Source organism: Paraburkholderia sp. MM5482-R2 (genome assembly GCF_050436125.1).
Lineage (GTDB): Bacteria > Pseudomonadota > Gammaproteobacteria > Burkholderiales > Burkholderiaceae > Paraburkholderia > Paraburkholderia tuberum.
Genome location: NZ_JBNDLP010000002.1, coordinates 3,352,150 through 3,375,885 on the forward strand (window position 1 = coordinate 3,352,150; position 23,736 = coordinate 3,375,885).

Below are 23,736 nucleotides of genomic sequence, written 5' to 3' on the forward strand. Positions count from 1 at the left end.
CGCCTATCCGCCGGTTTACGCCGCGGCATCCAGCAGGGCTTAGTGCTTGACGTCCGCGCCATCGCCCTGCGCGGCACCCTGCCCTTCCATGTTCATCTTCATTTCGTTATTGGCGGTCTGTTTGTCCGCCTTCTGGTTCAGCTTCGCGCCGCGCACCTGCTCCTTGTACTGGTCCTTCGCGGCCTTCTGCTCCGCCTTCAATTCCGCTTTCGAGGACTTCCTGGCCGCGCGATACTCGGCGTTGGCCTTCGCATCGGCGTCGCGCTTCTGCACGAGCGGGTCGGTGGAGCCCGAAGCCGTCAAACGGGCCGGCGGCGGCGCCTCGACCCCTTGCGCGGCGGGTGCGCCCGGGACTTGCTGCATGCCTTGCGTCGAAGGCGCCACCTGCATGCGCTGGGCGCCAGCCGCGGACGGCGGCGCCATGCCGGCGGCGCCCTGGCTCTGGATCTGCGCCTGAGCGCCGATGCCTGCTGCCGGCTGCGCGGTCTGCGCAATGGCCGCCGTCGCGGCAAAGGCAGTGAGGGCGGTACCGATCAGGAGCGAACGAATCTGGGTCATGGCTATCCTCTCTGGATGGAGTTGTTGTGACACGGGCGGACTCTCTGGCGTCGTGATGACGGAACGTCGCGCGCGCCTCGTCCGGTCTGTGCGTCGCTGGATGGGCGGCCGGGGAGCGATCCCGGAAGCCAGCGGGCTTTGCTGCTGAACTGCACTCTAGGAGTGAAATCCATTCGGTGCGACCAGCGTTACGGAACGTTTCACTTTCCGACAACTGAATAACATCTACTTTCATTTGCTTGCGCGAAGGGCTCGCTGGATGGCCGCGCCGCCGCTCCGGGTGCGCTTGCCTTATGATGCGAACCCCAACGCGACCCCGTGCCCAAAGGTGCAAACGCCATGCCCAACCTCAATTTCACGCTGACCGGCGAATACGTCGAACTCCACAATCTGCTGAAGATCACGGGCCTCGCGGATAGTGGCGGCTCCGCGAAAATGATGGTTGCCGACGGCGCCGTGATGGTCGATGGCCGGGTCGAGACGCGTAAGACCTGCAAGATCCGCGCGGGCCAGGTCGTGCTGCTCGGCGATACGCGGATCGCGGTCCACGAAGGCTGACGGCAGTCCGGAAAATCGCAGGACGGCACGCACCAGAATTGTGCGTCGTCCATCGACAGCGGCCGGGGGAGGCAATAAGCTGTCGGTTTCGACAGGTACACGACGGACCGCGCCACGGGCGAGGAGTCGGCTGACCGGCTCGGCGCCGTGTCGCGGTTTTTTCCCGCCCGCTGCCCGGCCGCTCCAACGCCCGTCGGCGCGCGCGGCGAGATGCAATGCGGCGCCGCTTGCGCCCGCCTTTCGCTGTTGCCACCGCTGTTGCCACCGCTGCCACTTTTCGCCGTCAGGCATTCGATGACTCAACCCAGCTTCGCTCGCGTGGCCAGCCGGCCGCCGACCCTATCCCGCCACGCGGCCGACACCGCGCGGCTCGCCGCGCCGCTCGCGATCGCGCAACTGTCGCAAATGGCGATGAGCGTCACCGACACGATCCTGCTCGGCTCGCTCGGCCCCGATGCGCTCGCCGCCGGCGGCCTCGGCGCGAACCTCTTTTTCGTCGTCGTCACGCTGCTGCAGGGCGTGCTGACCTCGGTCAGCGTCAGCGTCGCGCACGCGCGCGGCGCGCAGGACGACGGCCGGGTGCCGCATATTTACTGGACCGGTTTCGTGCTGTCGGTGCTGCTGTCGGTGCCGGCGTTCATCCTGCTGTCGTTCGCGTCGAGGATCCTGCTCGCGGTCGGCGAGCCGGGCCTGCTCGCGCACAACGTCGGCCGATACGCGGCGGTGTTGCGCTGGGGCGCACCCGCGAGCCTGATCGGCGTCGGCCTGATGCGCTCGTTTCTGCCGGCGATCGGCGCGGCACGGCGCCTGTTGTGGGTGTCGATCGCGAGCGTCGGCGTGAACGGCTTCCTGAACTACGGGCTCATCCACGGCGCGTACGGGCTGCCGCGGCTGGGTTTTCTCGGCTCGGCGGCCGCGACCACGATCACCGTGTGGCTGACCGCGCTCGTGCTGATGGCGCTGCTGCATCTGCGGCCGCGCTTCCGCCATTTCGTCGTCGCGACGCGGCCGAAGCTGCCGTTGATGGGCGAATTGTTCGGCATCGGCTGGCCGGTCGCGATCACCTACGGCGTCGAGTCGACGCTGTTCCTCGCCACTGGCCTGATGGTCGGCCTGCTCGGCGAATCGCAACTGGCCGCGCATCAGATCGCGCTGAACGTCGCGTCGGTCGCGTTCATGGTGCCGCTGTCGATCGGCCAGGCGGCCAACGTGCGGGTCGGCTACTGGGCCGGCGCCGGTCAGCCGCTCGCCGCGCGCCACGCGGGCTTCGTCGCGCTCGCACTCGGCGTCGGCTTCATGTCGATGTCGGGCCTCGTGCTGATCACCGCGCCGCACTGGATCGTCGGTCTGTATCTGCATCTGGACGACCCGGCCAACGCCCCGACCATCGCGCTCGCCAGTTCGCTGCTCGGCGTGGCGGCGATTTTCCAGATCGTCGACGGGATGCAGGCGGTGGGCTCCGGTTGTCTGCGCGGCCTGAAGGACACGCACGTGCCGATGATCGCCGCCGCGTTCGGCTACTGGGTGATCGGTTTTCCGACCGGCTATCTGCTCGCGTTTCACGCCGGCCTCGGCGCGCGCGGCTTGTGGTGGGGACTCGCCGCAGGTCTCGCGAGCGTCGCGCTGCTGATGACGCTGCGTTTTCACAGGCTGAGCCGGCGGCAGGCGCCGACGGCGGCATCGGCCACGCCGCCCGCGCGCTCGGTTCGAGCGAAGTAGCCGTACGCTCCACTCCTGAAGCACTCCCTGTAAAAGGTAAAATGGCTGCCGCGGCACGCGAGCGCTAACCCGCGCTCACGCGTCACGAACCGCACGACGGCGCGCCTCACGAAGGCAGGCGCCGGACTGGCGCCGCTCGCGCGCTCACCATTGCCCGCTTCGCGTGCGGCTTCAATTGGCCGCCCGTTTTTGCCGCGCTTTCGACATGGCGCTTGCCGTAGCCGCTTCACCCGCTTTGGCGCGGCAAACGCCGCAACGCCAGCCGTCAGCCGACACCCGGCCGCGCCGCAGCCCCACTTTCCCGCGATACAACATAACCAAGGACCACCCGCCATGCTTGCCCGCGTCACCCGCCTGTTCCCGCTCTGGGCCGTGCTCGTCTCGGTCGCCGCGTACTTCTCGCCGGCCTCGTTTTCCGGCGTTGCGCCGCACGTCACCACGCTCCTCACGATCATCATGCTGGCGATGGGCGTCACGCTGTCGGCCGGCGATTTCCTGCGCGTGTTTTCGCGGCCCGCGCCGGTGATCGCCGGCATCGTGCTGCACTACCTCGTGATGCCGCTCGCCGCGTGGGTCATCGCCAAGGCGCTGCGCATGCCGCCCGACCTGACCGCCGGCATGGTGCTGGTCGGCAGCGTCGCGAGCGGCACCGCGTCGAACGTGATGATTTATCTCGCGCGCGGCGACGTCGCGCTGTCGGTGACGATCAGCGCGCTGTCGACGCTCGTCGGCGTGTTCGCGACCCCGCTGCTCACGCGCCTTTACGTCGACGCGTCGATCGTCGTCGACGTGCACGGCATGCTGATGAGCATCCTGCAGATAGTCGCGCTGCCGATCGTCGTCGGTCTCGTCGTCAATCATCTGTTCGGCAAGCTCGTGCGCAAGATCGAACCGATCCTGCCGCTCGTGTCGATGGTCGCGATCGTGCTGATCATCGGCGCGGTGGTGGGCGGCACGCAGAAGAGCATCGCGTCGGTGGGCCTCGTCGTGATGGTCGGCGTCATCCTGCACAACGGCATCGGCCTGCTCGGCGGCTACTGGGGCGGCCGTCTGCTCGGTTTCGACGAAGCCGTCTGCCGTACGCTCGCGATCGAAGTGGGCATGCAGAACTCCGGTCTCGCCGCGACGCTCGGCAAGCTCTACTTCACGCCGCTCGCCGCGCTGCCGGGTGCGCTGTTCTCGGTCTGGCACAACCTGTCGGGCTCGCTGCTCGCGGGAGTGTGGGCGGGTCGCCCGGCGAAAGGCTCGACCCATCCCGACGGCGAGCGCGCGCTGCACGCCGGGCGCGTCTGATAGAGCGTCCGCGCGCCGCGGTTCGCATCGGGTGATGGATCACCGAACCGCGGCGCGCTCCCGACCGACGCGCGGCACGCTGCTGCGTTTGCGGACGAACGACGAACACGCGCCCCAATTCCCTTAGAATGGTTTTCTCGACAGCGTGCGCAGGCCTTCGCTGTCGCCACGCGAAAAGCTTGCAAAACAAGGGGAAAACAGCGTGCAGGGCCAATTCGAACAACCTCGGCGGGCCGCGCGCCGCCACTCGATAGTCAGCACGACGAGGCAATTTTTCCTGCTCTGTTGCGCGGCGGCATTGGTGACCGCCTGCGCGACGAAGCCGCCCGCCACCGCGTTCAACCGCCAGCTCACGCACGCACTCCCCGCCACCGCGGATACGCCGCTGCGCGAAGCGCTCGCGCCGTTCGAGGCGAAGCATCCGGAGCAGTCGGGCTTTCGCGTGCTGGCGAACGGCACCGACGCGCTGCAGATGCGCATCGCGCTCGCGCGCGCGGCGACCAAAACCCTCGACATGCAGTACTACATTGCCAACGAGGACACCACCGGCAAGCTGCTGCTCGGCGCCGCGCTGTATGCGGCCGATCACGGCGTGCGCGTGCGCATGCTGGTCGACGATCTGAACTTCAAGGACATCGACCGCATCATGGCGGGGCTGAACTCGCACGACAACATCGAGATTCGCGTCTTCAATCCGTTCGGCAGCGCCCAGCAGGGCATGTTCGAGCGCACCACGAACGTATTCACGCAGATCGGCCACTTCACGCGCCGCATGCACAACAAGGCGATGATCGCGGACAACCAGCTCGCGATCGTCGGCGGGCGCAATCTTGGCGACGAGTACTTCAGCGCCAGCGAAACGCTGCAGTTCCGCGACATGGACGTGCTCGCGGCGGGCCCGATCGTCGCCGACGTCTCAGCGAGTTTCGACGACTACTGGAACAGCGACCTCGCCTATCCGCTGCGTGCGCTGAACAAGCAGAAATTCGACCAGAAAGAACTCGACCGGACGCGCGACGACCTGCGCCACCACTGGCGCACCCATGCCGATCCGTACAACGCGAAACCGCTGAACGCGACGCCGCTCGCCGCGCAGATTACGAGCGAGCAGCTCGGCCTCACGTGGGCGGGTGCGGAATTCAGGGCGGACCTGCCGGAGAAGATCGCGCATCCGTCGCCGGACTACGTGAGCCCGCCGCTCGCGCGGCTGCGCGAACTGATGCGCGACGCGCAGCACGACTTCCTGATCGTGTCGCCCTACTTCGTGCCGCACGCGTCGGGCGTGCAGGCGGCCGGGGAGCTCACGCGCCGCGGCATCCGCATCGCAGTGCTGACCAACTCGCTCGCGGCTACCGACGCGGTCGCCGTGCAGGCCGGCTACAGCCCGTTCCGGGTGCCGCTGCTAAAGGCAGGCGTCGAACTGTACGAATTCAGGTCATACCAGGACACGCCGAACGTGGGGCTGGTCGGCTCGCGTTCGCGCGCGAGTTTGCATGCGAAGACTTATGTGATCGACCGCCAGATTCTCGTCATCGGCTCGATGAACCTCGACCCGCGCTCGGCCAATCTGAACACCGAGCTCGCACTCGTGATCCACAGCCCCGAACTCGCGAATCAGGTCGCCAACATCTTCGAGCGTGCCATCCAGCCCGATCACAGCTACCACGTGACGCTCGCCGACGCGGCCCAGCTCGCCTATCTGCGCTCGATCGGCGCGCCCCTGTCGCCGCTCGTCTGGACCGACGTCGAGAACGGCCAGACACGCACCTACATTTTCGATCCGCAGGCCGGTTTTTACCGGAATGCGCTAACGGGTCTATTCTCGTTATTGCCTGTCAACTCGGAACTTTGAGAAGCGGAGTCAACCATGACTGAAGACGTACGGATGGAGCGCGACACGTTCGGCGAAATCGCGGTGCCGAACGCCCGCCTGTGGGGTGCGCAGACGCAGCGCTCGCTGCAGAACTTCAAGATTTCGACGGAAAAGCAGTCGCCCGAGCTGATCACCGCGCTCGCGGTGATCAAGCGCGCGGCCGCCGAGGTCAACCTCGGCCTCGGTGTGCTCGACGAGCAGAAGGCCCACGCGATCATGCAGGCGGCCGACGAGATCATCGACGGCAAGCATCCGGACGAATTTCCGCTGGCGGTCTGGCAGACCGGCTCGGGCACGCAGACCAACATGAACCTGAACGAGGTGATCGCGAACCGCGCGAGCGAGCTGCTCGGCGGCGAGCGCGGCGAAGCGCGCAAGGTGCATCCGAACGATGACGTGAATCGCGGGCAGTCGTCGAACGACGTGTTTCCGACCGCGATGCACGTGGCTGCCGCGGATGCCATCGTCAAGCATCTGCTGCCCGCGCTGAAGACGTTGCGCGACACGCTCGACGGCAAGGCGAAAGCGTTCACCGACGTCGTCAAGATCGGCCGCACGCACCTGCAGGACGCGACGCCGCTCACGCTCGGCCAGGAATTCTCGGGCTATGTCGCGCAGCTCGAGCACGGCATCCGGCACGTCGAGTCGGCGTTGCCGCATCTGTACGAGCTTGCGCAGGGCGGCACCGCGGTCGGCACGGGACTGAACGCGCACCCGAAGTTCGCAGACGGCGTCGCCGCCGCGATCGGCAAGCTGACCGGTCTACCGTTCGTGTCGGCGCCGAACAAGTTCGAGGTGATGGCAGCCGCCGACGCGCTGGTATTCGCGCACGGCGCGCTCAAAACGGTGGCCGCGAGCCTGAACAAGATCGCCAACGACATCCGCTGGCTCGCGAGCGGCCCACGCTGCGGTCTCGGCGAGCTGTCGATCCCCGAAAACGAGCCGGGCAGCTCGATCATGCCGGGCAAGGTCAATCCGACCCAGTCCGAAGCGTTGACGATGCTGTGCGCGCAGGTGTTCGGCAACGACGTCGCCGTGAACATCGGCGGCGCGAGCGGCAACTTCGAGCTCAATGTGTTCCGTCCGATGATCGCGCACAACGTGCTGCAGTCGGTGCGCCTGCTCGCCGACGGCGCGCACAGCTTCAACGACAACTGCGCGGCCGGCATCGAGCCGAATCACGAGCGCATCGATACCTTGCTCAACGAATCGCTGATGCTGGTGACGGCGCTCAATCCGCACATCGGCTACGACAAGGCCGCGCAGATCGCGAAGAAGGCGCACAAGGAAGGCACGACGCTGAAGGCGTCGGCGCTGGCGCTCGGCTATGTCACCGAGCAGCAGTTCGACGAGTGGGTGCGACCGAAGGATATGGTCGGACGCACCGCATGATGATGCGCGCTTAGATCTTTCCCTGCGCGACTTCTTCCGGCTTCAGCTCGACGATCGCGTCGAGCGCTTCCTTCACGTCCATCGCGTACCTGGCGAGGCGTTTCTGTTCGTCGGTCTCTGGCAGGAAGGCGGGCACCGGCACCGGATGGCCGTTCTCGTTGACGGCGACCATGACGACGAGACAGTCGGTGGTCTGCAGCAGTTCGCCGCCCTTCGGGTCGCCCGCGTGCACCGACACGTGGATGTGCATGCTGGTGCGGCCCGTCGCGACGACGCGCGCGCGCAGCTCGACCAGATTGCCGACGAGGATCGGCCGACGGAAACGGATATTGCCGACGCTGACCGTCACGCAATAGCGCCCAGACCATACCGCGGCGCATGCGTAGGCGGTTTCGTCGATCCACTTCATCAGCGCGCCGCCATGCACCTTGCCGCCGAAGTTGACCGAGGTCGGCTCGGCGAGAAAGCGGAAGGTGGTTTCCGAACGGTCCAGCGGTGCGGTGGGAACAGTGCTCATCTTGACTCCGGTCAATCGGATGCATTGAAAGGAGGCGATTATACGAGCGCAATATTGCGCGCGGCGCGGCGTCGATTGGGGACGCGGCGCGAAGCGCGCCGATGGGCCGAGGATGGGCCTAGTTGTGGACGCTGATCCCTGTGTCGACGGTGCCGTACATGTTGATGCTGCCGCTGCCGGCCGACCCCGAGCCGGCTCCGCCCCCCGCGCAGGCGCTGGACAGCAGAACCGCCGCGGCGACGGCGAGAAGAGTTTTCATCACATCGATTTCCTGCAAGGACAGGCTTCGATTCTAGCCTGGCGGCTCGCGACGACGCGCAAACGCGGACCGAGCCGGACACGTCCGTCGCATCGATTGTTCACGCGAAGCTGAAACATCGAATACCCGATGCGCGTAGAGTAGGAATCGTGGCGGCGGGCTTTGCGATTGGACCGCGCTGCCCTGTGCCGCCCATTCAGGAGACGCGCCATGACCGCCCCCCTCTTAGACGACCAGAACCACTTCCCCGGCCTGAGCCGCATCGGCGCGCTACTCGCCGATCCCGGCCGCGCCGCGATGCTGTGGGCGCTAATGGACGGCAGCGCCCGCCCAGCCGGCGAACTGACGATGATCGCGGGGCTGTCGCCATCGGCGGCGAGCGCCCATCTCGGACGGCTCACCGACGGCGGGCTGCTCGCGCTCGAAGTGCGCGGCCGGCATCGCTATTTCCGTATCGCGTCGGCGGACATCGCCGCATCGATCGAAGCACTCGCCAACGTCGCGCAGGTCAGCGCGCCACAGCGCTCCGTGCCGCGTCCGGCACGCACTGTGCCGCTAGAAATGCGCTATGCGCGCACCTGTTACGACCACATGGCAGGCGAGCTGTCGGTGCGCATGTTCGAGCGCATGCTCGAGCGCGGACTGCTGACGCAAGACGGCGCATCGCTCGAAGCGACCGCGCAGGGCGTCGCCCGCTTCGCCGACTGGGGCATCGATATGGCCGCGCAGAAGACCCGACGGCGGCGCTTCGCTTGCACCTGCCTCGACTGGAGCATGCGCCGGCCGCATCTGGGCGGCGCGCTCGGCGCGGCGTTGCTCGATGCGTGGTCGGCGCATGGCTGGGTCGAGCGGACCGAGCGGCCGCGCGTGCTGCGCGTCACGCCGGCCGGCCATCAACAGTTCGATGCGTTTCTGGCCGGATAGACCGTTCACCTGCCGGCGGCCCGACGTGGCGAGACCTTTTGTTACACGCCAGCGAATCCACCTTACAAATGAGCGAGTCTTGAAACATAGGCGGCGGGTACAGTGAGTGAACGGACCCGGCCCATTGCCACGTCCGTCGGAGATCAGTCATGACACACGCCAAGCAGCCCGTGCAGCATGCCGGGATCCGACGCCGGATGAGCGGCTATACGCTGATCGCGGCCGCCGTCGCGCTCGCGGCGCAGAGCGCCCTGGCGCAGCAAGCGACACCCACGCCACAAGCCGCGGCGGCCGCCGCGGCGGCCGTCGGGGCGGGCGGCGATCCGTCGGGCGGCGCTCCGTCGGGCGGCGATCCGCCGGGGCGCGTCGCGCGGCTGAACTACACGGCCGGCGCCGTGACTACCGAGCCCGCCGGCGCGACCGACTGGTCGTACGCGCAGATCAACCGGCCGCTGACGACCGGCGACCAGCTATGGAACGACCAGAACGCACGCTCCGAGCTGCACATCGGCTCGACCGCGGTGCGCCTCGGCCAGAACACGAGCCTCGACGTGCTCAATCTCGACGACACGACCGCGCAACTGAAAGTCGCGCAAGGCACGCTATCGACGCGCGTGCGCGAGCTCGCGCCGGGCTCGTCGTATGAAATCGACACGCCGAACCTTGCGCTCGGCGTAAATGGTCCCGGCGACTACCGCGTCGACGTCGCGCCGGACGGCAGCAGCACGACCGTCACCGTGCGCAGCGGCAGCGCGATCGCGTACGGCGACGGCGGCCAGGTGCCGGTCGCGGCGGGTCAGCAGATCCGCTTTGCCGGCACCAGCCTGCAGCAGCTGGCCGACAACCGCGCCCCTGCTCTCGACGAACTCGACCAGTGGGCCGCCAGCCGCGACGCCACCGAAGACCGCTCGCTGTCGGCGCGCTACGTGTCGCGCGACATCCCCGGCTACGAGGACCTCGATGCCAACGGCACATGGCGCGAGACGCCGCAGTACGGCGAAGTGTGGGTGCCGAATGCGACGCCGGCCGGCTGGGCGCCGTATCACGACGGCCACTGGGTCTGGCAGGCGCCGTGGGGCTGGACCTGGGTCGACGACCAACCTTGGGGCTTCGCGCCGTACCACTACGGCCGCTGGGCCGAGGTCGACGGCACGTGGGCCTGGGTGCCAGGTCCGCTCGAAGCGGACGCGGCGCCGGTCTATGCGCCGGCGCTGGTCGCATTCGTCGGCGACGACGACGGCGGTGTCGACTGGGGTGTGAACCTGGCGGTCGGCGGCGTCGTCGCGGCGGGCGTCGCGTGGTTTCCGCTCGGGCCGGGCGAGCGGTGGCATCCGCATTGGGGCGGTCACGACCGCTGGAGCGCTGGGTACTACGACCGCGTGAACCGCACGACGATCGTCAACGACTACCGCCGCAACGTGAACATCCACAACACATACGTGAACTATCGCGTGCCGGGCGGTGTGACAGCCGTGCCGGCGACAGCGTTCGTGCACGGTCAGCCAGTCCGACGCTTTTCGCAGAAGGTCGATCCGGCGCTGTGGCGCAACGCGCGGATCAACCCGGGCGCACCGGGGATCGCGCCGGTGCGCGAAAGCTTCGGGTCGGATCTGCGGCGCGCGAACTACCGGCCACCGGCGAGCGTCGTCGGCCGGCCGGTCGTCGCGACTCGCAATCCCGTCATGCCGGCCGCTTATCACGACGAACTCGCGCAGCGCTTCGCGCAAAGCGGCGGTCGGGTGCCCGGCGGCGGCCAGCCGGTCGTGCGCACCGCGGTGCCGGCGCATATGACCGGCGCACCGAGCGCGCTGCCGATGGCGAACGTGCGGGTCGTGCAATCGCATGTGCCGGGACGTCCGCCGGGGATGGCCGCGGGTGCGCCTGGCGCGCCTGGCGCCCCCAGCGCAATGGGCGGTAACGGCCCGCATGGCGTCGAGCAGGCTGGCCAGCGGCCCGGCGAAGCCGGCGTCGTGGGGCCGCATGGCGAAGCGCCGCAAGCGCGTCCGGCCATGCCGCCGCAGACGGTCGGCAAGCCGCGTCCGCCGCAGTCTGGCGAGAGCGGGCTCGCGGGCAATATGGGCCATCCGTCGAATGGTGTGCCGCGGCCACCGCAAGCAGCCGGTGGGAATCCGGCCAACGCGGCGGCGTACGCACGGCAGCGCGGCGCGCCGCAGGAATGGGGCGCGGTCGGCAGGTCTCAGCCGGCATGGACGCAGCCGCATACCCCGATGGCGCAGCAGGCACCGCGCATGGCGCAGCCGGGCGGCCCGCAACAGCCGAGCTTCGCGCAACAGGCCGCTGTGCCCCATCCGCCGGACAACCCGGCCGCGCAGCAACAGGCGCGTGTGCCAAACTGGCATCCGCCTGTGACGCAACAGGCGCCGCGCGCCGTCCCGCCGCAGCAACCGCGTCCCGAACCACAAATGCAGCAGGCGCAACAGCGGCGTGTCGAACCGCGTCCGCAGCCGATGCCGCAAGCCCCTCGGCCCGAACCGCAGTTCCAGCAGGCGCAGCAGCCGCATTTCGAACCGCGTCCGCAGCCGATGCCGCAAGCCCGGCCCGAGCCGCATCCGCAGATGCAGCAGCCACGCCCCGAACCGCGGCCCCAGCAGGTGCAGCAGCCACGTCCGCAACCCCAGCCGCAACCGCAACATGCCGAGCAGCACCAGGGCGGCGGCAATCGCGACGAGCATCACAAGAGCTAAGCAGGACGCCTGCCGTCCCGGCAACAATAAAGCCCCGCGATGCAAACCATCGCGGGGCTTCTGTTATTCGACGACGACAAGGGCGAGCGCTACCGCCCCGCTCCCACCGACATCAGATCGCCATCGGCGCCGTCAGCGGCTCGTGATGCCGATAGCCGACCAGAGAGAAATCCGCAGGCTCGATCGTCTCGAGCCATTCCGGCTCGTACACGCCGGTCTTCGCGTAGTCGGGCACGCGATCGGAAATCGCGAGCCGCGGACTCTCGTACGGCTCGCGCTCGAGCTGCTGGTGCAGCATATCGAGCTGATTCTCGTAGATGTGCGCATCGCCGATGAAATAGCTGAACCAGCGCGGCGTATAGCCCGTCAGCCGTCCGACCAGATGCAGCAGCGCCGCGCCCTCGGTCAGATTGAAGGGCGTGCCAAGCCCGACGTCGTTGCTGCGGATATACAGGCACAGCGAAATTTCGCGGCGCGTAACGTTCGGCAGAAACTGGTACAGCAGATGGCAAGCCGGTAGAGCGATCTGGTCGAGCACGGCTGGGTTCCAGGCATGGAACAGAATGCGTCGATCGGCGGGGTTCTGCATGATCGTGTCGAGACACTGGCGCAGCTGGTCGATCGCCTTGTAAAGCAGCACCTTCGAGCGGCCTTCTTCGTCGAACTGCGTGATCACGCGAAAACCGCGCGCCTGCGCGTCAGCGAGTTGCGCACTTGCGCTGGCGTCGAGCACCTTGTAGGCCGGCCACTTGCGCCATTGCACGCCGTAGACATCACCGAGATCATCCGGGCCCTCGCGATACGGATTGGCGAGCCACTGCGCGTTCTGATTCGCGTTCCCGTCCCACACCTTGCAGCCGAGCTCGCGGAAATCCGCGGCGCTGCGCGAAGCACGCAGAAACCCGACCAGCTCGCCGATCGCCGACTTGAACGCGAGCTTCTTCGTCGTGACCGCTGGAAAGCCTTGTTGCAGATCGAAGCGCAGCATCGCGCCGGGCATGCTGATGGTGCGGATGCCGGTGCGGTTTTCCTGCCACGTGCCGGTGTCGAGAATCGTACGGACGAGGTCCAGGTATTGTTTCATGCAGTTTCCTTCGGCGCGGCGCGAACCCGATCAGGCGCGCACACGGAATTGAGCAAAACCCGATTCTAGCAAGCGCGACCGCACGCCGCCGGGGCATGGCGCGCCGCATGGGGAATATCGAGGGAAATATCAGACGGAAAGGAAAACACCGCGGGACGCGATATACGGGCGGCAAACACGTGCATGCAAAAGTGCTTCGACGCGACGCTTGCCGGCTGGCGTCGCTGCGCCCGGAAGGCACAGTCAATCCGTCCGAACCGGCACAGCCCGAGACCCCCGGCGACGCGCCAGACCTTCACATGCCACGTCGCCCGTCTCGCCGCTCGCCCGCCGCCTACAGATGTTGCACGGACGCCGGCAAATCGCCGTGCGGCGGCGCCATCGGCTCACCTTCCATATGACGCATGCCGTGCGAGCACAGCAGCCGGTACAGCGTTACGCGCGAGATGCCAAGTTCCTGCGCCGCGTCTCCGAGCCGCCCGCGATGCCGCAGCAACGCAAGCTCGATCGCCTGACGCTCGGCCGCTTCGCGCGCCTGCGCGAGCGACACCGGCACGATCTCGACGTATTCGGCAAGTTCGAGGTCGCGCGCGGTGATCGCGCGTCCCTCCGACATCACGATCGCGCGCCGCACCCGATTGATCAGTTCGCGCACGTTGCCGGGCCAGCCGTAGTTATGCAGCGCGGCGATCGCGTCGGGCGCGAAGCCACGCAGGCGGCGGCTCGCATCCTTCTTGAAACGTTCGAGCATGTGCCGCGCGAGCAGTTCGATGTCCTTGCCGCGCGCGCGCAGCGGCGGCTCGTCGATCTGCAGCACGCAGAGGCGGTGATAGAGGTCGGAACGGAAGCGCCCTTCGATCATCGCCGCGGTCATGTCCACGTGCGTGGCCGAAATGATGCGCACGTCGACGTCGATCGCGCTATGGCCGCCGAGCCGCTCGACCTTGCGCTCCTGCAGGAAGCGCAACAGGCTCGCCTGGCTTTCGAGCGGCAGATCACCGATTTCGTCGAGAAACAGCGTGCCGCCGTTGGCCGCCTCGACCCGGCCGATCTTGCGCTGGTTCGCGCCGGTGAACGCACCGCGCTCATAGCCGAACAGCTCCGATTGCAGAAGATGCGGCGGGATCGCACCGCAATTGATCGGCACGAACGGCGCGTTGCGCCGCGCCGAGCGTTCATGAATGGCGACTGCCGTCAGCTCCTTGCCGGTACCCGATTCGCCGGAGATGAACACCGGCGCGTCGGTCATCGCGACCTTGCGGATCGAGCGGAACAGCGCGAGCATCGCGTCGCACGAGCCGACCATCTCGCCCTCGGCGCCTTGCGAGCCGTCGTGCGACGCCGTTTCGCTCAGCGAGATCATGCCGTACGCATGACCGACCGAGTCGACAATACGGTCGCCAGAAGACGGCACAGTCACGTAATCGAAACAGTAGTCGCGCACGAGCCGGCGCAACGCGGCGTCCTGGAGTTGGCCAGGCGTAGTGGCAGCGACCCAGCCGACGTTCGGCATGGTCAAACAGGATTCAAAAGCGGCGATTTCGTGCGGCTGGAAATCACTGGACAGATCGAGCAGGCCGCCAGCAGCCGTGCCGGTGCGCACTGCCCGGCGCGCGTCGCGCGCCGATCCCACGACTTCGACATGCCAGCCACGCTGCATAAAACGCGTATTCAGTTCCGCGCTCGGGTCACGCGAAACGTAAATCAGTTGCCGCGTTGCGGGTTCCATTATTCAGATCCTCTCGCCAACGAACGTTAAGGACGACGCATGCACCTGAAATTGCGGTTCAGACACGCTGACTCGTCCAGGATTCGCGAATCGCAAAACCCGAACGGCCATTCCATTCCGTGCGGACAGCTGATCCCCAAGAAAGCGGCGTGTGTGTTCGAGACGGCCCGATATGGGCCTTTTTTAAATCTGAAGCTGTTTTCGAGAGCTTACTATACGCGCGCCGCTTCGAAAACAATTATGCGAATTTAATCGATTGATCCGTTGCCCATCAAGGCTTAGCGGCCGATCGCGATTTATTCAGCCGACAAATCAAACATTAGTGGAAGCGCTTTTCGTGGCGTTCTCGCGACAGTATTTCGTACCTCGCGGATTAACGAATTATAGGTATTTTCTGCTGATCCGTTTCAGGGTTGCAACGTTTTTTCCCGATTTGGAACGCATTAGTCGTGTTTGCGCTGGTTGGCGCCAGACGTATCAATGGATTGCGAGCGATGGCACACGTTTCGCTAATTGGCGTGCACCAGGGAGACACATCATGCGACTCGCATTCCGCATCGATCTGATAAGCCGCCGCGCACCATATTTCGCGATCTGCGCAGCTCTCGCGTTCAGCGCCCTGCCGGCGAGTGCCGGCACGCCGACAGCGCAAGCCGCCCCGGCGCGATTCGCCACGCTGACGGATTCCAGCGATGCCGCCGACCCCGCCTCCGCCAGCCTGCAAGCCACCACGCCGGTTGCCGCGGAGGACGACAGCCAGGTTGCCGCCAACCCGTCGACCCCGGCTGCCGATGCTGCATCCATGAACGATATTTCGCTCGACGACCAGATGCTGTCGCGGCAACGCGGCGGCGCGCTCGGCATGTTGATGGTCGCCGCGACGCCCCGGTTGATGCAAAGCGGCGGCAACCAGGTGACGTTGTGGGACGAGATCGCGCCACCCTCGCCGCTGCCGGTGCCCGTCGATGCCGCGCGCGCCGCCCAGGGCAACGTCGCGACATACCAGCGCAAGTAAGCAGGACAAAGCCACGAACAGACGGCAAATAACCAAGCAATGCAGGACCGGTGGCCGCGCGAGCAGTGACGCGCCCCACGACGGCGGGACACAGGCAACAAGAGAGAAGGGACCGGGACATGAGTACGAACCAACAGACGCCGCACGCCCTCGGGCTGCCGGCGGCGTCGTTCAGCAACGTTCCCGTCTTGCCGCGCGCCGCCTCGGCCGGCACCGCCCTTCTCGCCAGCGTCCTCGTCACCGTCTGCTTCACGAGCCATGCCTATGCCGAGCAGGTTGCCAATCCGGGCGACCTCGTCGTCGAGCGCAGCGTCACGCCGCGCGACGCGTTCGTCCCCGTGCCGCGCGACCAGGACCCGGTCGCCGTGCGCGCCACCACGTTCCCAGCCAACTCGTTCGATCCGACGATCGCGACGCTCGTCGGCGACACCGATCTGACGAACGCGCACGGCTCGAACGGCGTCGCCGCCGGCGGCGTACTCGGCGGCACCGGCATGCAGGCCGTCACGCAGATCCTCTCCGGCAAGGCGACCGGCAACACGATCCCGCTGAACTCGGGCGGCATTGGCGGACCGGCGACGGGCGTCGGCGGCACGATCAGCTCGTCGGTGACGGGCGCGCTCGCGCCGCTATCGAACGTCCTCGGCGGCGCGCTCGGAGGTCTGAAATGAGCACACGCCTGCGCCCCTCGCTGCGCTCGCGGCAAATCGCTGCGGCACGCCCGGCCCTGCGCGTCTGCGCGTGCCTGTGCATGGGCGTCGCTGCGTTCGTCGCCGGCGCGGCTCACGCGCAGGCGCAAGCGGTGCCCATCGTCGGCGCCATCGCGACGATCGGCACCGGCGCGGGCATGGGCGCGACGGGCGCGCTCACGGTCAACGAAACGGCTGGCCTCGACAACGCGCAGGCCAACCAGATCACGGTGACGAACGGCGCCGCGGTCGGCAACGCGAATGCGAGCGTGCAAAGCGCGTCGGTGGCCGCGAACGTGCCGCGCGCGCAGGCGTCGATCGAAGCCAATGCGTTTTCGAACACATCCGGCGCGGTGCTGGTGAACCAGTCGGCCGGAGCAGGGAATCTGCAGCGCAACAGTACCCAGATCGGGACTGCGGCGCTCGGAGTCGAGACCGTCTCGGATGGGGAGCTATCCGCGACGGCCCCGAAAAACGGCAGTCCGGGGCAGTCGAACGCGATTCACGGCGTGCGCGAGGCAAGCATTTCCAGCGATGCCTTGCGCAACGCGAACGGAATCGTGCAGGTCAACCAGGCAGCCGGCGCCGGTAATGCCACGGCAAACAGTTTTGTGCTCCGTCCCCCGGCGGGCACTTTTTTTAACTGACCACACTTAAGTATCGGAGCGAATCATGAAGCGCACTCTTATTGCCACGGCCGTTCTCGTTGCCGCGTCCGGCAGCGTGCTTGCCGCGCCGCAGAAGGCCTACCTGTTCAATACGACGGTCGTCGGTGAGATGGTCGGCGTCGAAGGTCTGGTCGGACTGTTTGGCTGCGTGCATGTCTCCAGCACGGCTAACGCTGTGATCAACAACAATCAGACCGTCAACGTGAATGCGACGCTCGATCCGCAGGCGCAGACCTACACCAGCGGCAACGTGACCACGACCCTGAACAACAGCAGAACGTCGGTCAGGGGCGGCGGCTCGGCATTCGCGTTCACGACGCAAAACCATACGTCGTCGAGCTCGGGCTCGCAGGGCTTCGAAGCCTCCGGCGGCTATGCGTACGGCAGCCAGAGCGCGAGCGTGACGAGCGGCGGCTATGAAACCAGCCAGCAGGCAGCCGGCATTGCGGGCAGCTTCTCGCACACAAGTCAGAACTCGGGCGGCCATCTGTCGGCCGGCGGCTCGATCGGCGGCAGCTACAGCTATCAGGACCACAACACGTTCTCGCACGGCAGCGGCTCGTTCAGCGCCCGCGGTGGCCTGCAGGCCGGTTATCGCGAATCGAGCTACGCGAACTCGTCGGGCGTCGCCGGCGGCTTCGAAGCGAGCGAAGCGTCCGGGCAAAGCCGTTCATGGGGCTTCAGGGCGAGCGAAGGCTCCGGCTATGCGATGGTCGGCGAGCAATCGTCGGGCTACTCGCGCAGCCGCTCCTCGTCGAGCGACTCGTATGGCGCCGCCTGGGGCATCGACGCAGGCATGTCGACGACCGACGTGACGACGCGCGGCTCGATCACGCAGCACATCAACAACGAAGCTGCCGCCACGCTGAATGCAACCACCGGCACCAACGCAGCCAGCAACGTGTCGGGCAACCTCGGCATCAACATCGCGGAAGGCATCGACAACGCGCAGAGCAACGACGTGTCGCTCGCCTCGGTCGACGTCGGCAACGTGTTCGGCAACGCGCAGGCCTTCAACGTGCAGTCCTCGGGCGGCAGCGCGACGATCCACAACTTCAATCTGAACGCGTCGGTCGGCAACGGGTCGCTGTCGGGTGTGACGGGCAACGTCGGCGTGAACATCGCTTCCGGTATCGGCAACGCGCAGGACAACGCGCTTGCCGGCGCCGTGACGACGACCTCGCCGGGCAAGGCGCTGACCACCGCGATGGATGCGACGGACGACAACTCGCAATCCGCGACGATGACCGTCCACGGGCAATTCCAGGGCACCGCGAGTCTGGGTGCCGATACGCTGAAAGGCGCCTCCGGAAACATCGGCGTGAACATCGCCGGCGGCGCGGGCAACTTGCAGCACAACGGCCTCGCCATCGCGGCGCTGAACAGCGGCAAGTAAGCCGACGACGCGGCGAGCGCGGGCAGGCAGAAGAAGCACAAAGCAGTCGGAGGGGCGCGCCGGCAGCCATCGAAGCTGCCGGCGCGGATCGGGCAGGAGACCAGCATGACCGGGTTCAAGGGGTTCCCGGCGCTACCGTTCGCCGTAGCGCTGGCAGGGTGCATGCTGTGCGCGGATCACGCCGCCGCACAGTCGAGCATCGACACGTCCACGTTCGTCGGCGTGCCGTTGACGAAGACGGTCCGTTCGATGAAGGACCTGCGCTACAACCACATCGTCAATCAGCAATTCGATTACAGCTGCGGCGCGGCGGCGCTCGCCACCCTCCTCAAGTACGGCTACGGCATCGATATTCCGGAAACCGAACTGATTCGCCGGATGATGGTCTTTTCAACCCCCGAAGTCGTCGTCAAGAACGGCTTCTCGATGCTCGACATGAAGCACTTCGTCGAGACCATCGGACTGCGCGGCCGCGGCTTTCGCGTCAACGTCGAAGCGCTCCACCATCTTCAGATCCCCGTGATGGTCCTGATGAACATCGACGGCTACGAGCATTTCGTGATCGTCAAGCATGCGCAGGACGGCCGCGTGTTCATCGCGGACCCGGCGCTCGGCAATCGCATCGTGCTCGAAGAGGACTTCGCGAAGACCTGGAACGGTCTCGTGTTCGCGGTCCTCGGCAAACCCTTCAGGGAGGATTCACCACTGTTGCAGGACAACGAGTCGCTCGCGCTGAAGCTGCGCGCCGCTGCGCTGGCAGCCGGCACCGCCGCGACTCCCTTTTTCGAGTACGGCTTGAACAAGGCAGACATGTTCTGATCCCGCCATGAAGTCACACTTCACACAGCTTGGGTTCGTGCTCTGCACCATCGCCTGCGGCGCAGGCGGCCTTGCCCACGCTTCGGAGGGCGCCGCCTCGCCACCGGCTCCCGAACTTTCGATACCGCCAGAGCCAGGCGCCGCGCCCCTGCGGGTGCAACTCGTCGGCGACGACGTGCTCGCGACCCAGACCGGCAAATACGCCGGCGCGACGATGATCTCCGGCTTCGTGCTGAACGTCATTTCGCAATGGCAGTTGCCCAACGGCGCGAGCGCGCTCGCCCAGGGATCGCTGAGCGCGGTGCAGAACGGCGGCGGCCAGCTCACGAGCTCCGTCAGCACGTTCGCCAGCGTGAGCGGCGGCGCGCACGGCCATCCAGGCGATTCGGGCGCCAACCCGAATGCCCAGGCGCGCGGCGGCCAGAGCGTCGGCGTCAATGGCGTGTCGCAGGTCACCCAGGTCGCGGGCGATCGAAACAGCGGCACCAACACCGCGCTAATCGACTTCAACAACAGCGCCGTGACGCTGACGGGCTCCGCCAACGCGCCGTCGGCATCGGCCAGCAATTCGACCGGCTCCGTGAAAGCCGGCATTTCGTTCGCCAGCAACGGCGTGAACGTGGCGCTGCAGACACCCGCTGGGCTCGCCACCCAGACCATCGCGCCGAGCAACGGGCAGATCGCCCAGTTGCTGCAGATTGCAGGCAATAACCAGCAAGTCGCCAACGCCCTGCAACTGCATCTGCAAACCCAGCAGATGTCGGCTTCGATGCTTCGTCAGTTGGGCGTGCTACAGGCACTGCAAAACAGGAGATGACGAGGCGGGCCGCCACCGCCAGTTGCAGCACAAGCAGTAAAGAAACGGCCGCGCAGTCAGCACCGCGCGGCCGGACCACCGGGGGAGCAAAAATGAAAAAAGTGTCATCGACCAGGGCACCGCGCATGGCTCTCGCGGCCATTCCGGCCGCCGTCATGCTGTGGGCTCTTTCTCAGTCGGCGAGCGCGCAGGCGCTCGCCGGTCAATCCGTGGAGGACCGTCTTAACACGCTGATGCGCGTCGTCGACGAGCAGCAGCGGCAGATCCATTCGCTCGAACGGCAGGTCACCGAACTCGAGATGGCGCAGCGCGGACGCGGCGTGCCGGGCGCCGGCGCCCCCGCGGGCAGCGACACGGTGGCCGAGCAGCCCGGCGCCGACGGCCTGCCGGTGCCGCTGCCGCCGCTCGCGCAGATCGCGCCCGGCGCGCCCGCGCCGGCGGGCACCACCGGCACCGCGACCGGCGTGCCGGTCAATCCGCCGACGCCGGACGGCAGCAATGCAGGCAACGCCAGCGCCGGCGGCCTGCCCGCCGCCACGGACGGCAGCGGCGCGGTCGGCCGGACCCAGCGCGCGAACGAACCGGTGCGCACGCAGGCCGAGCAGGCGGTCGTGCAACGCGAGCATGCGCCGCTCTTCGACCACAAGCTGACGATGGACTTCGGCATCAGCGACACCTACTACGACCGTCGCCAGTTGCAGTTGTCGGGCTTCCTCGCGCTCGACGCGATTTTCCTCGGCAACATCAACCTCGGCCAGACCAAGTCGCACCAGGTGATGGCGGACCTCGACACGCGCTACGGCGTGTCCGACCGCATCAATGTCGACGTCGACGTGCCGTACGTGTATCGGCGCAGCACCTTCATCGTCGGCGGCGCGGGCGGCGCGGCGAGCACGCTGTCGGACGCGACGGTGTCGAGTCACGACATCGGCGACGTGAACTTCGGCATCTACTACCAGTTCGTTAGGGAAACCAATGCCTTGCCGGACGTGGTCGGCAGTCTGCGCGTGAAGGCGCCGACCGGCAGCTCGCCGTTCGGCGAAAAAGTCGTGCAGGTCGACGCGGACAACACCAACCTCGTCGCGCCGACCAGACTGCCGACCGGCACCGGCTTCTGGAACATCACGGCGGGTCTGTCGGTGCTGAAGACCTACGACCCGGTCGTGCTGTTCGGCAGCGTTTCCTATACCTACAACCTTGCGCGTTCGTTCGCGGACATCTCGTCGGTGCAGGGACAAACCGAACCGGCGACGGTCAAGCTCGGCGACATCGTGCAGTTCGGCGGAGGCGTCGCGCTCGCGTTCTCCGACAAGGATTCGGCCAGCGTGTCGTTCACGATGGCGCTCGAACCCGCGTCGCAGACCAAGTCGCCGGGCAGCAGCTATCAGAAGGTGCCGGGCAGCGAAACCACGGCCGCGGCGATGAATTTTGGCCTGAACCACGTCGTGAACAAGCATCTGACCATCAACGGCTCGGTATCGATCGGACTCACACCCGACGCGCCGAACTTCGTGGTCGGCATGCGCTTTCCGTACACCTTCTGACGTGCCAACGATACGAGGTCGAACGTGCGTGAATCACCTCATCTGACCAGTGTGGCTTCCGTCGCGGCAGCGGGATCGCATCTGTCGCTCGCGGTGCCGAAGCAGCGCGCCGCAATGCCGTCCGCCGAGTCCGCGGCGGCGCCGGGCGTTCCCCCACCGGCAAGCAACGAAGCCGGCGCCCCGGCGAGCGCCGCGGTGCGCGGCGTCGAGCGACAGTTGCTGTACGTCGCGCGCACGCCCGACGAAACGCTGATCGCGCATCTGAAAAGCCGCGGCTGGCAGGTCGCGGCGGCGCGCTCGGCGCACGAACTCGGGCGGCTCGTGAAACCTGACATCGCATGCGCGGGGATCGTCGATCTGGCGAGCTTCGCGCCGCGCGACATCGGCGGGCTCGAGGCGAGCCTGCGTCAGCAGCAGATCGGCTGGATCGCGCTGGCGACCAACGAGCGGCTCGACGATCCGCTCGTGCGACGCCTCGTGCGCCACTACTGCTTCGACTTCGTGAAGCTGCCCGTCGCGCACGCCACGATCGACTATCTGGCCGGCCACGCGTTCGGCATGGTCGCGCTGTGCGACCCGGAACTTCCGCCGCCCGTCAGCGAAGCGGGCGACGAGGAAATGGTCGGCACCTGCGAGGCGATGCAACAGCTTTTTCGCACGATCCGCAAGGTCGCGAACACCGACGCGAGCGTGTTCATCGCGGGCGAATCGGGCACTGGCAAGGAGCTGACCGCGCTCGCGATCCACGAGCGCTCGCCGCGCCGCAAGGCGCCTTTCACACCGATCAACTGCGGCGCGATCCCGCCTCATCTTCTTCAATCCGAACTGTTCGGCTACGAGCGCGGCGCCTTTACCGGCGCGAATCAGCGCAAGATCGGCCGCGTCGAGGCGGCAGACGGCGGCACGCTGTTTCTCGACGAGATCGGCGATCTGCCGCTCGAAAGCCAGGCGAGCCTGCTGCGCTTTCTGCAGGAAGGCAAGATCGAGCGGCTCGGCGGACGCGAATCGATTCCGGTCGACGTGCGCATCATCTCGGCGACCCACGTCGATCTCGACGGCGCGATGCGCGAGGGCCAGTTCCGTGCGGATCTGTTTCATCGCCTGTGCGTGCTGCGCGTCGATGAGCCGCCGCTGCGCGCGCGGGGGCGGGACATCGAGATTCTCGCGTACCACATGCTGCACAAGTTCAAGACCGACAACGCGCGCAAGATTCGCGGCTTCACGCCGTCGGCGATCGAGGCGCTCTACAACTACAACTGGCCCGGCAACGTGCGCGAGCTGATCAACCGCGTGCGCCGCGCGATCGTGATGGCCGAGAACAAGCTGATCTCGGCCGACGACCTCGACCTCGCGGGCTACACCGAGCAGGAAAGCATGACGCTCACGCAGGCGCGCGAGGCTGCCGAGAAGCGCGCGATCGAGGCCGCGCTGCTGCGCCATCGGCACCGGTTGAACGAGGCGGCGGTGGATCTGAACATCTCCCGCGTGACGCTGTATCGGCTGATGGGCGTGCACGGCTTGCGCGAACCGGGCAGCGCCGACGACAAGGGAGCGCTCCCCGCGGACGGGCCGGCGCGGGCGTGAGCGGCGGGTACGCGTCGGTGTGGATCGACGGCTCGGGTAGAATCGCCCGGTTACCCTCCTCTTTCCATTCGATGACGACGCTCACCCTGATCGTCGCTCGCGCCAGCAACGGCGTGATCGGCCGCGACAACCAGTTGCCCTGGCGACTGCCCGAAGACCTCAAATTCTTCAAGCGCACGACGATGGGCGCGCCCATCATCATGGGCCGCAAAACGCATGAATCGATCGGCCGGCCACTGCCGGGACGCCGCAACATCGTCGTCACGCGCGATGCCTCGCGACGCTTCCAGGGCTGCGACACCGCGACCAATCTCGACGAAGCGCTCGCGCTCGCCGCGCAGGACCAGGCGCCGCAGGCGTTTCTGATCGGCGGCGCAGAGCTCTACGACGAAGGGCTGCGCCATGCGGACAAGCTGATCGTCACCGAAATCGCCGCCGACTTCGACGGCGACGCGACCCTCCCCGCGATCGACCCGCAAGTGTGGGAAGAAATCGCGCGCGAAGCGCATCACTCGAATGCGCCCAACGACTTCGATTACGCATTCGTCACTTATCAGCGCAAGGACGTCTGAGGGCGCGCGCCGCGCAAGCGA

21 protein-coding genes are annotated in these 23,736 nt (G+C 66.9%); 16 read left to right on the top strand and 5 right to left on the bottom strand.

The genetic code is table 11. The annotated features are described in order from the left end of the window. Positions 1-39: 39 nt before the first annotated feature. A complete protein-coding gene (locus OKW37_RS18235; RefSeq protein ID WP_429404887.1) occupies positions 40-558 on the bottom strand; it encodes a hypothetical protein in 519 nt (172 codons plus the stop codon). A gap of 339 nt (positions 559-897) precedes the next feature. On the opposite strand from OKW37_RS18235, the gene OKW37_RS18240 reads away from it, so the two are divergent. The 5 genes from OKW37_RS18240 to fumC all read left to right on the top strand — a co-directional run bounded on the left by OKW37_RS18240 (position 898) and on the right by fumC (position 7,393). Beyond that, positions 898-1,116, top strand: coding sequence for an RNA-binding S4 domain-containing protein (locus OKW37_RS18240; protein WP_013090085.1), 219 nt, complete (start codon positions 898-900; stop codon positions 1,114-1,116). A gap of 294 nt (positions 1,117-1,410) precedes the next feature. Beyond that, entirely contained in the window at positions 1,411-2,835 is a 1,425-nt protein-coding gene (locus OKW37_RS18245; RefSeq protein WP_429404885.1) for an MATE family efflux transporter, read from the top strand. A 333-nt stretch (positions 2,836-3,168) separates the two neighbouring features. Further along, entirely contained in the window at positions 3,169-4,128 is a 960-nt protein-coding gene (gene panS / locus OKW37_RS18250) for a ketopantoate/pantoate/pantothenate transporter PanS (RefSeq protein ID WP_429404883.1), read from the top strand. 250 nt (positions 4,129-4,378) lie between these two features. Next, positions 4,379-5,980, top strand: a complete 1,602-nt coding sequence (locus OKW37_RS18255; protein ID WP_429408370.1) for a phospholipase D family protein — start codon at positions 4,379-4,381, stop codon at positions 5,978-5,980. A gap of 15 nt (positions 5,981-5,995) precedes the next feature. After that, positions 5,996-7,393, top strand: a complete 1,398-nt coding sequence (gene fumC, locus OKW37_RS18260) for a class II fumarate hydratase (protein ID WP_429404881.1) — start codon at positions 5,996-5,998, stop codon at positions 7,391-7,393. 10 nt (positions 7,394-7,403) lie between these two features. On the opposite strand, the gene OKW37_RS18265 is transcribed toward fumC, so the two are convergent. Both OKW37_RS18265 and OKW37_RS18270 read right to left on the bottom strand, forming a co-directional pair. Continuing rightward, entirely contained in the window at positions 7,404-7,910 is a 507-nt protein-coding gene (locus OKW37_RS18265; RefSeq protein ID WP_090801232.1) for an acyl-CoA thioesterase, read from the bottom strand. Positions 7,911-8,028: 118 nt separating this feature from the next. Continuing rightward, positions 8,029-8,169 carry a hypothetical protein gene (locus OKW37_RS18270; protein ID WP_167368602.1) on the bottom strand — a complete coding sequence of 47 codons (141 nt, stop codon included), beginning with the start codon at positions 8,167-8,169 and terminating at the stop codon, positions 8,029-8,031. Between the two features lie 210 nt (positions 8,170-8,379). Between OKW37_RS18270 and OKW37_RS18275 the strand changes: the two genes are divergently transcribed. Together OKW37_RS18275 and OKW37_RS18280 are read left to right on the top strand one after the other, a co-directional pair. Further along, positions 8,380-9,093 (top strand): ArsR/SmtB family transcription factor, encoded by a 714-nt coding sequence (locus tag OKW37_RS18275; protein ID WP_184061380.1) that lies wholly within the window; start codon positions 8,380-8,382, stop codon positions 9,091-9,093. 149 nt (positions 9,094-9,242) lie between these two features. Next, positions 9,243-11,798 (top strand): DUF6600 domain-containing protein, encoded by a 2,556-nt coding sequence (locus tag OKW37_RS18280; RefSeq protein ID WP_429404878.1) that lies wholly within the window; start codon positions 9,243-9,245, stop codon positions 11,796-11,798. 112 nt (positions 11,799-11,910) lie between these two features. On the opposite strand, the gene OKW37_RS18285 is transcribed toward OKW37_RS18280, so the two are convergent. Beyond that, on the bottom strand, positions 11,911-12,882 hold the full coding sequence (locus tag OKW37_RS18285; RefSeq protein ID WP_090801238.1) for a thymidylate synthase: 972 nt from the start codon (positions 12,880-12,882) through the stop codon (positions 11,911-11,913). A gap of 334 nt (positions 12,883-13,216) precedes the next feature. Then, entirely contained in the window at positions 13,217-14,611 is a 1,395-nt protein-coding gene (locus tag OKW37_RS18290; RefSeq protein ID WP_184061377.1) for a sigma-54 dependent transcriptional regulator, read from the bottom strand. Between the two features lie 538 nt (positions 14,612-15,149). On the opposite strand from OKW37_RS18290, the gene OKW37_RS18295 reads away from it, so the two are divergent. From OKW37_RS18295 to OKW37_RS18335, 9 genes are all read left to right on the top strand, one after another. Next, on the top strand, positions 15,150-15,626 hold the full coding sequence (locus OKW37_RS18295) for a hypothetical protein (RefSeq protein WP_429404876.1): 477 nt from the start codon (positions 15,150-15,152) through the stop codon (positions 15,624-15,626). A gap of 119 nt (positions 15,627-15,745) precedes the next feature. Beyond that, positions 15,746-16,297, top strand: a complete 552-nt coding sequence (locus OKW37_RS18300; protein WP_429404875.1) for a hypothetical protein — start codon at positions 15,746-15,748, stop codon at positions 16,295-16,297. Next, positions 16,294-16,962, top strand: a complete 669-nt coding sequence (locus tag OKW37_RS18305) for a hypothetical protein (protein WP_429355936.1) — start codon at positions 16,294-16,296, stop codon at positions 16,960-16,962. Before OKW37_RS18300 ends, OKW37_RS18305 begins: the two co-directional genes overlap by 4 nt. Before the next feature lie 25 nt (positions 16,963-16,987). Then, the gene (locus OKW37_RS18310) at positions 16,988-18,379 is read left to right on the top strand and encodes a hypothetical protein (protein ID WP_184061373.1); all 1,392 of its coding nucleotides are present in this window, start codon (positions 16,988-16,990) and stop codon (positions 18,377-18,379) included. Between the two features lie 105 nt (positions 18,380-18,484). Further along, a complete protein-coding gene (locus OKW37_RS18315) occupies positions 18,485-19,198 on the top strand; it encodes a C39 family peptidase (RefSeq protein WP_429404872.1) in 714 nt (237 codons plus the stop codon). A gap of 7 nt (positions 19,199-19,205) precedes the next feature. Beyond that, the gene (locus OKW37_RS18320; protein ID WP_429404870.1) at positions 19,206-20,015 is read left to right on the top strand and encodes a peptidase C39; all 810 of its coding nucleotides are present in this window, start codon (positions 19,206-19,208) and stop codon (positions 20,013-20,015) included. Positions 20,016-20,107: 92 nt separating this feature from the next. Continuing rightward, on the top strand, positions 20,108-21,559 hold the full coding sequence (locus OKW37_RS18325; protein ID WP_429404868.1) for a hypothetical protein: 1,452 nt from the start codon (positions 20,108-20,110) through the stop codon (positions 21,557-21,559). Positions 21,560-21,583: 24 nt separating this feature from the next. Beyond that, a complete protein-coding gene (locus OKW37_RS18330) occupies positions 21,584-23,143 on the top strand; it encodes a sigma-54 dependent transcriptional regulator (RefSeq protein ID WP_184061369.1) in 1,560 nt (519 codons plus the stop codon). 71 nt (positions 23,144-23,214) lie between these two features. Then, a complete protein-coding gene (locus OKW37_RS18335) occupies positions 23,215-23,715 on the top strand; it encodes a dihydrofolate reductase (RefSeq protein ID WP_184061487.1) in 501 nt (166 codons plus the stop codon). The last annotated feature ends 21 nt before the right edge of the window (positions 23,716-23,736 follow it).

Coding starts and splice junctions, on each gene's coding strand:
- fumC (WP_429404881.1), top strand. CDS start 5,996: ATGACTGAAGACGTACGGATGGAGCGCGACACGTTCGGCGAAATCGCG.
- OKW37_RS18275 (WP_184061380.1), top strand. CDS start 8,380: ATGACCGCCCCCCTCTTAGACGACCAGAACCACTTCCCCGGCCTGAGC.
- OKW37_RS18310 (WP_184061373.1), top strand. CDS start 16,988: ATGAAGCGCACTCTTATTGCCACGGCCGTTCTCGTTGCCGCGTCCGGC.
- OKW37_RS18270 (WP_167368602.1), bottom strand. CDS start 8,169: ATGAAAACTCTTCTCGCCGTCGCCGCGGCGGTTCTGCTGTCCAGCGCC.
- OKW37_RS18285 (WP_090801238.1), bottom strand. CDS start 12,882: ATGAAACAATACCTGGACCTCGTCCGTACGATTCTCGACACCGGCACG.
- OKW37_RS18300 (WP_429404875.1), top strand. CDS start 15,746: ATGAGTACGAACCAACAGACGCCGCACGCCCTCGGGCTGCCGGCGGCG.
- OKW37_RS18240 (WP_013090085.1), top strand. CDS start 898: ATGCCCAACCTCAATTTCACGCTGACCGGCGAATACGTCGAACTCCAC.
- OKW37_RS18305 (WP_429355936.1), top strand. CDS start 16,294: ATGAGCACACGCCTGCGCCCCTCGCTGCGCTCGCGGCAAATCGCTGCG.
- OKW37_RS18295 (WP_429404876.1), top strand. CDS start 15,150: ATGCGACTCGCATTCCGCATCGATCTGATAAGCCGCCGCGCACCATAT.
- OKW37_RS18315 (WP_429404872.1), top strand. CDS start 18,485: ATGACCGGGTTCAAGGGGTTCCCGGCGCTACCGTTCGCCGTAGCGCTG.
- OKW37_RS18325 (WP_429404868.1), top strand. CDS start 20,108: ATGAAAAAAGTGTCATCGACCAGGGCACCGCGCATGGCTCTCGCGGCC.
- panS (WP_429404883.1), top strand. CDS start 3,169: ATGCTTGCCCGCGTCACCCGCCTGTTCCCGCTCTGGGCCGTGCTCGTC.
- OKW37_RS18290 (WP_184061377.1), bottom strand. CDS start 14,611: ATGGAACCCGCAACGCGGCAACTGATTTACGTTTCGCGTGACCCGAGC.
- OKW37_RS18245 (WP_429404885.1), top strand. CDS start 1,411: ATGACTCAACCCAGCTTCGCTCGCGTGGCCAGCCGGCCGCCGACCCTA.
- OKW37_RS18280 (WP_429404878.1), top strand. CDS start 9,243: ATGACACACGCCAAGCAGCCCGTGCAGCATGCCGGGATCCGACGCCGG.
- OKW37_RS18235 (WP_429404887.1), bottom strand. CDS start 558: ATGACCCAGATTCGTTCGCTCCTGATCGGTACCGCCCTCACTGCCTTT.
- OKW37_RS18320 (WP_429404870.1), top strand. CDS start 19,206: ATGAAGTCACACTTCACACAGCTTGGGTTCGTGCTCTGCACCATCGCC.
- OKW37_RS18335 (WP_184061487.1), top strand. CDS start 23,215: ATGACGACGCTCACCCTGATCGTCGCTCGCGCCAGCAACGGCGTGATC.
- OKW37_RS18265 (WP_090801232.1), bottom strand. CDS start 7,910: ATGAGCACTGTTCCCACCGCACCGCTGGACCGTTCGGAAACCACCTTC.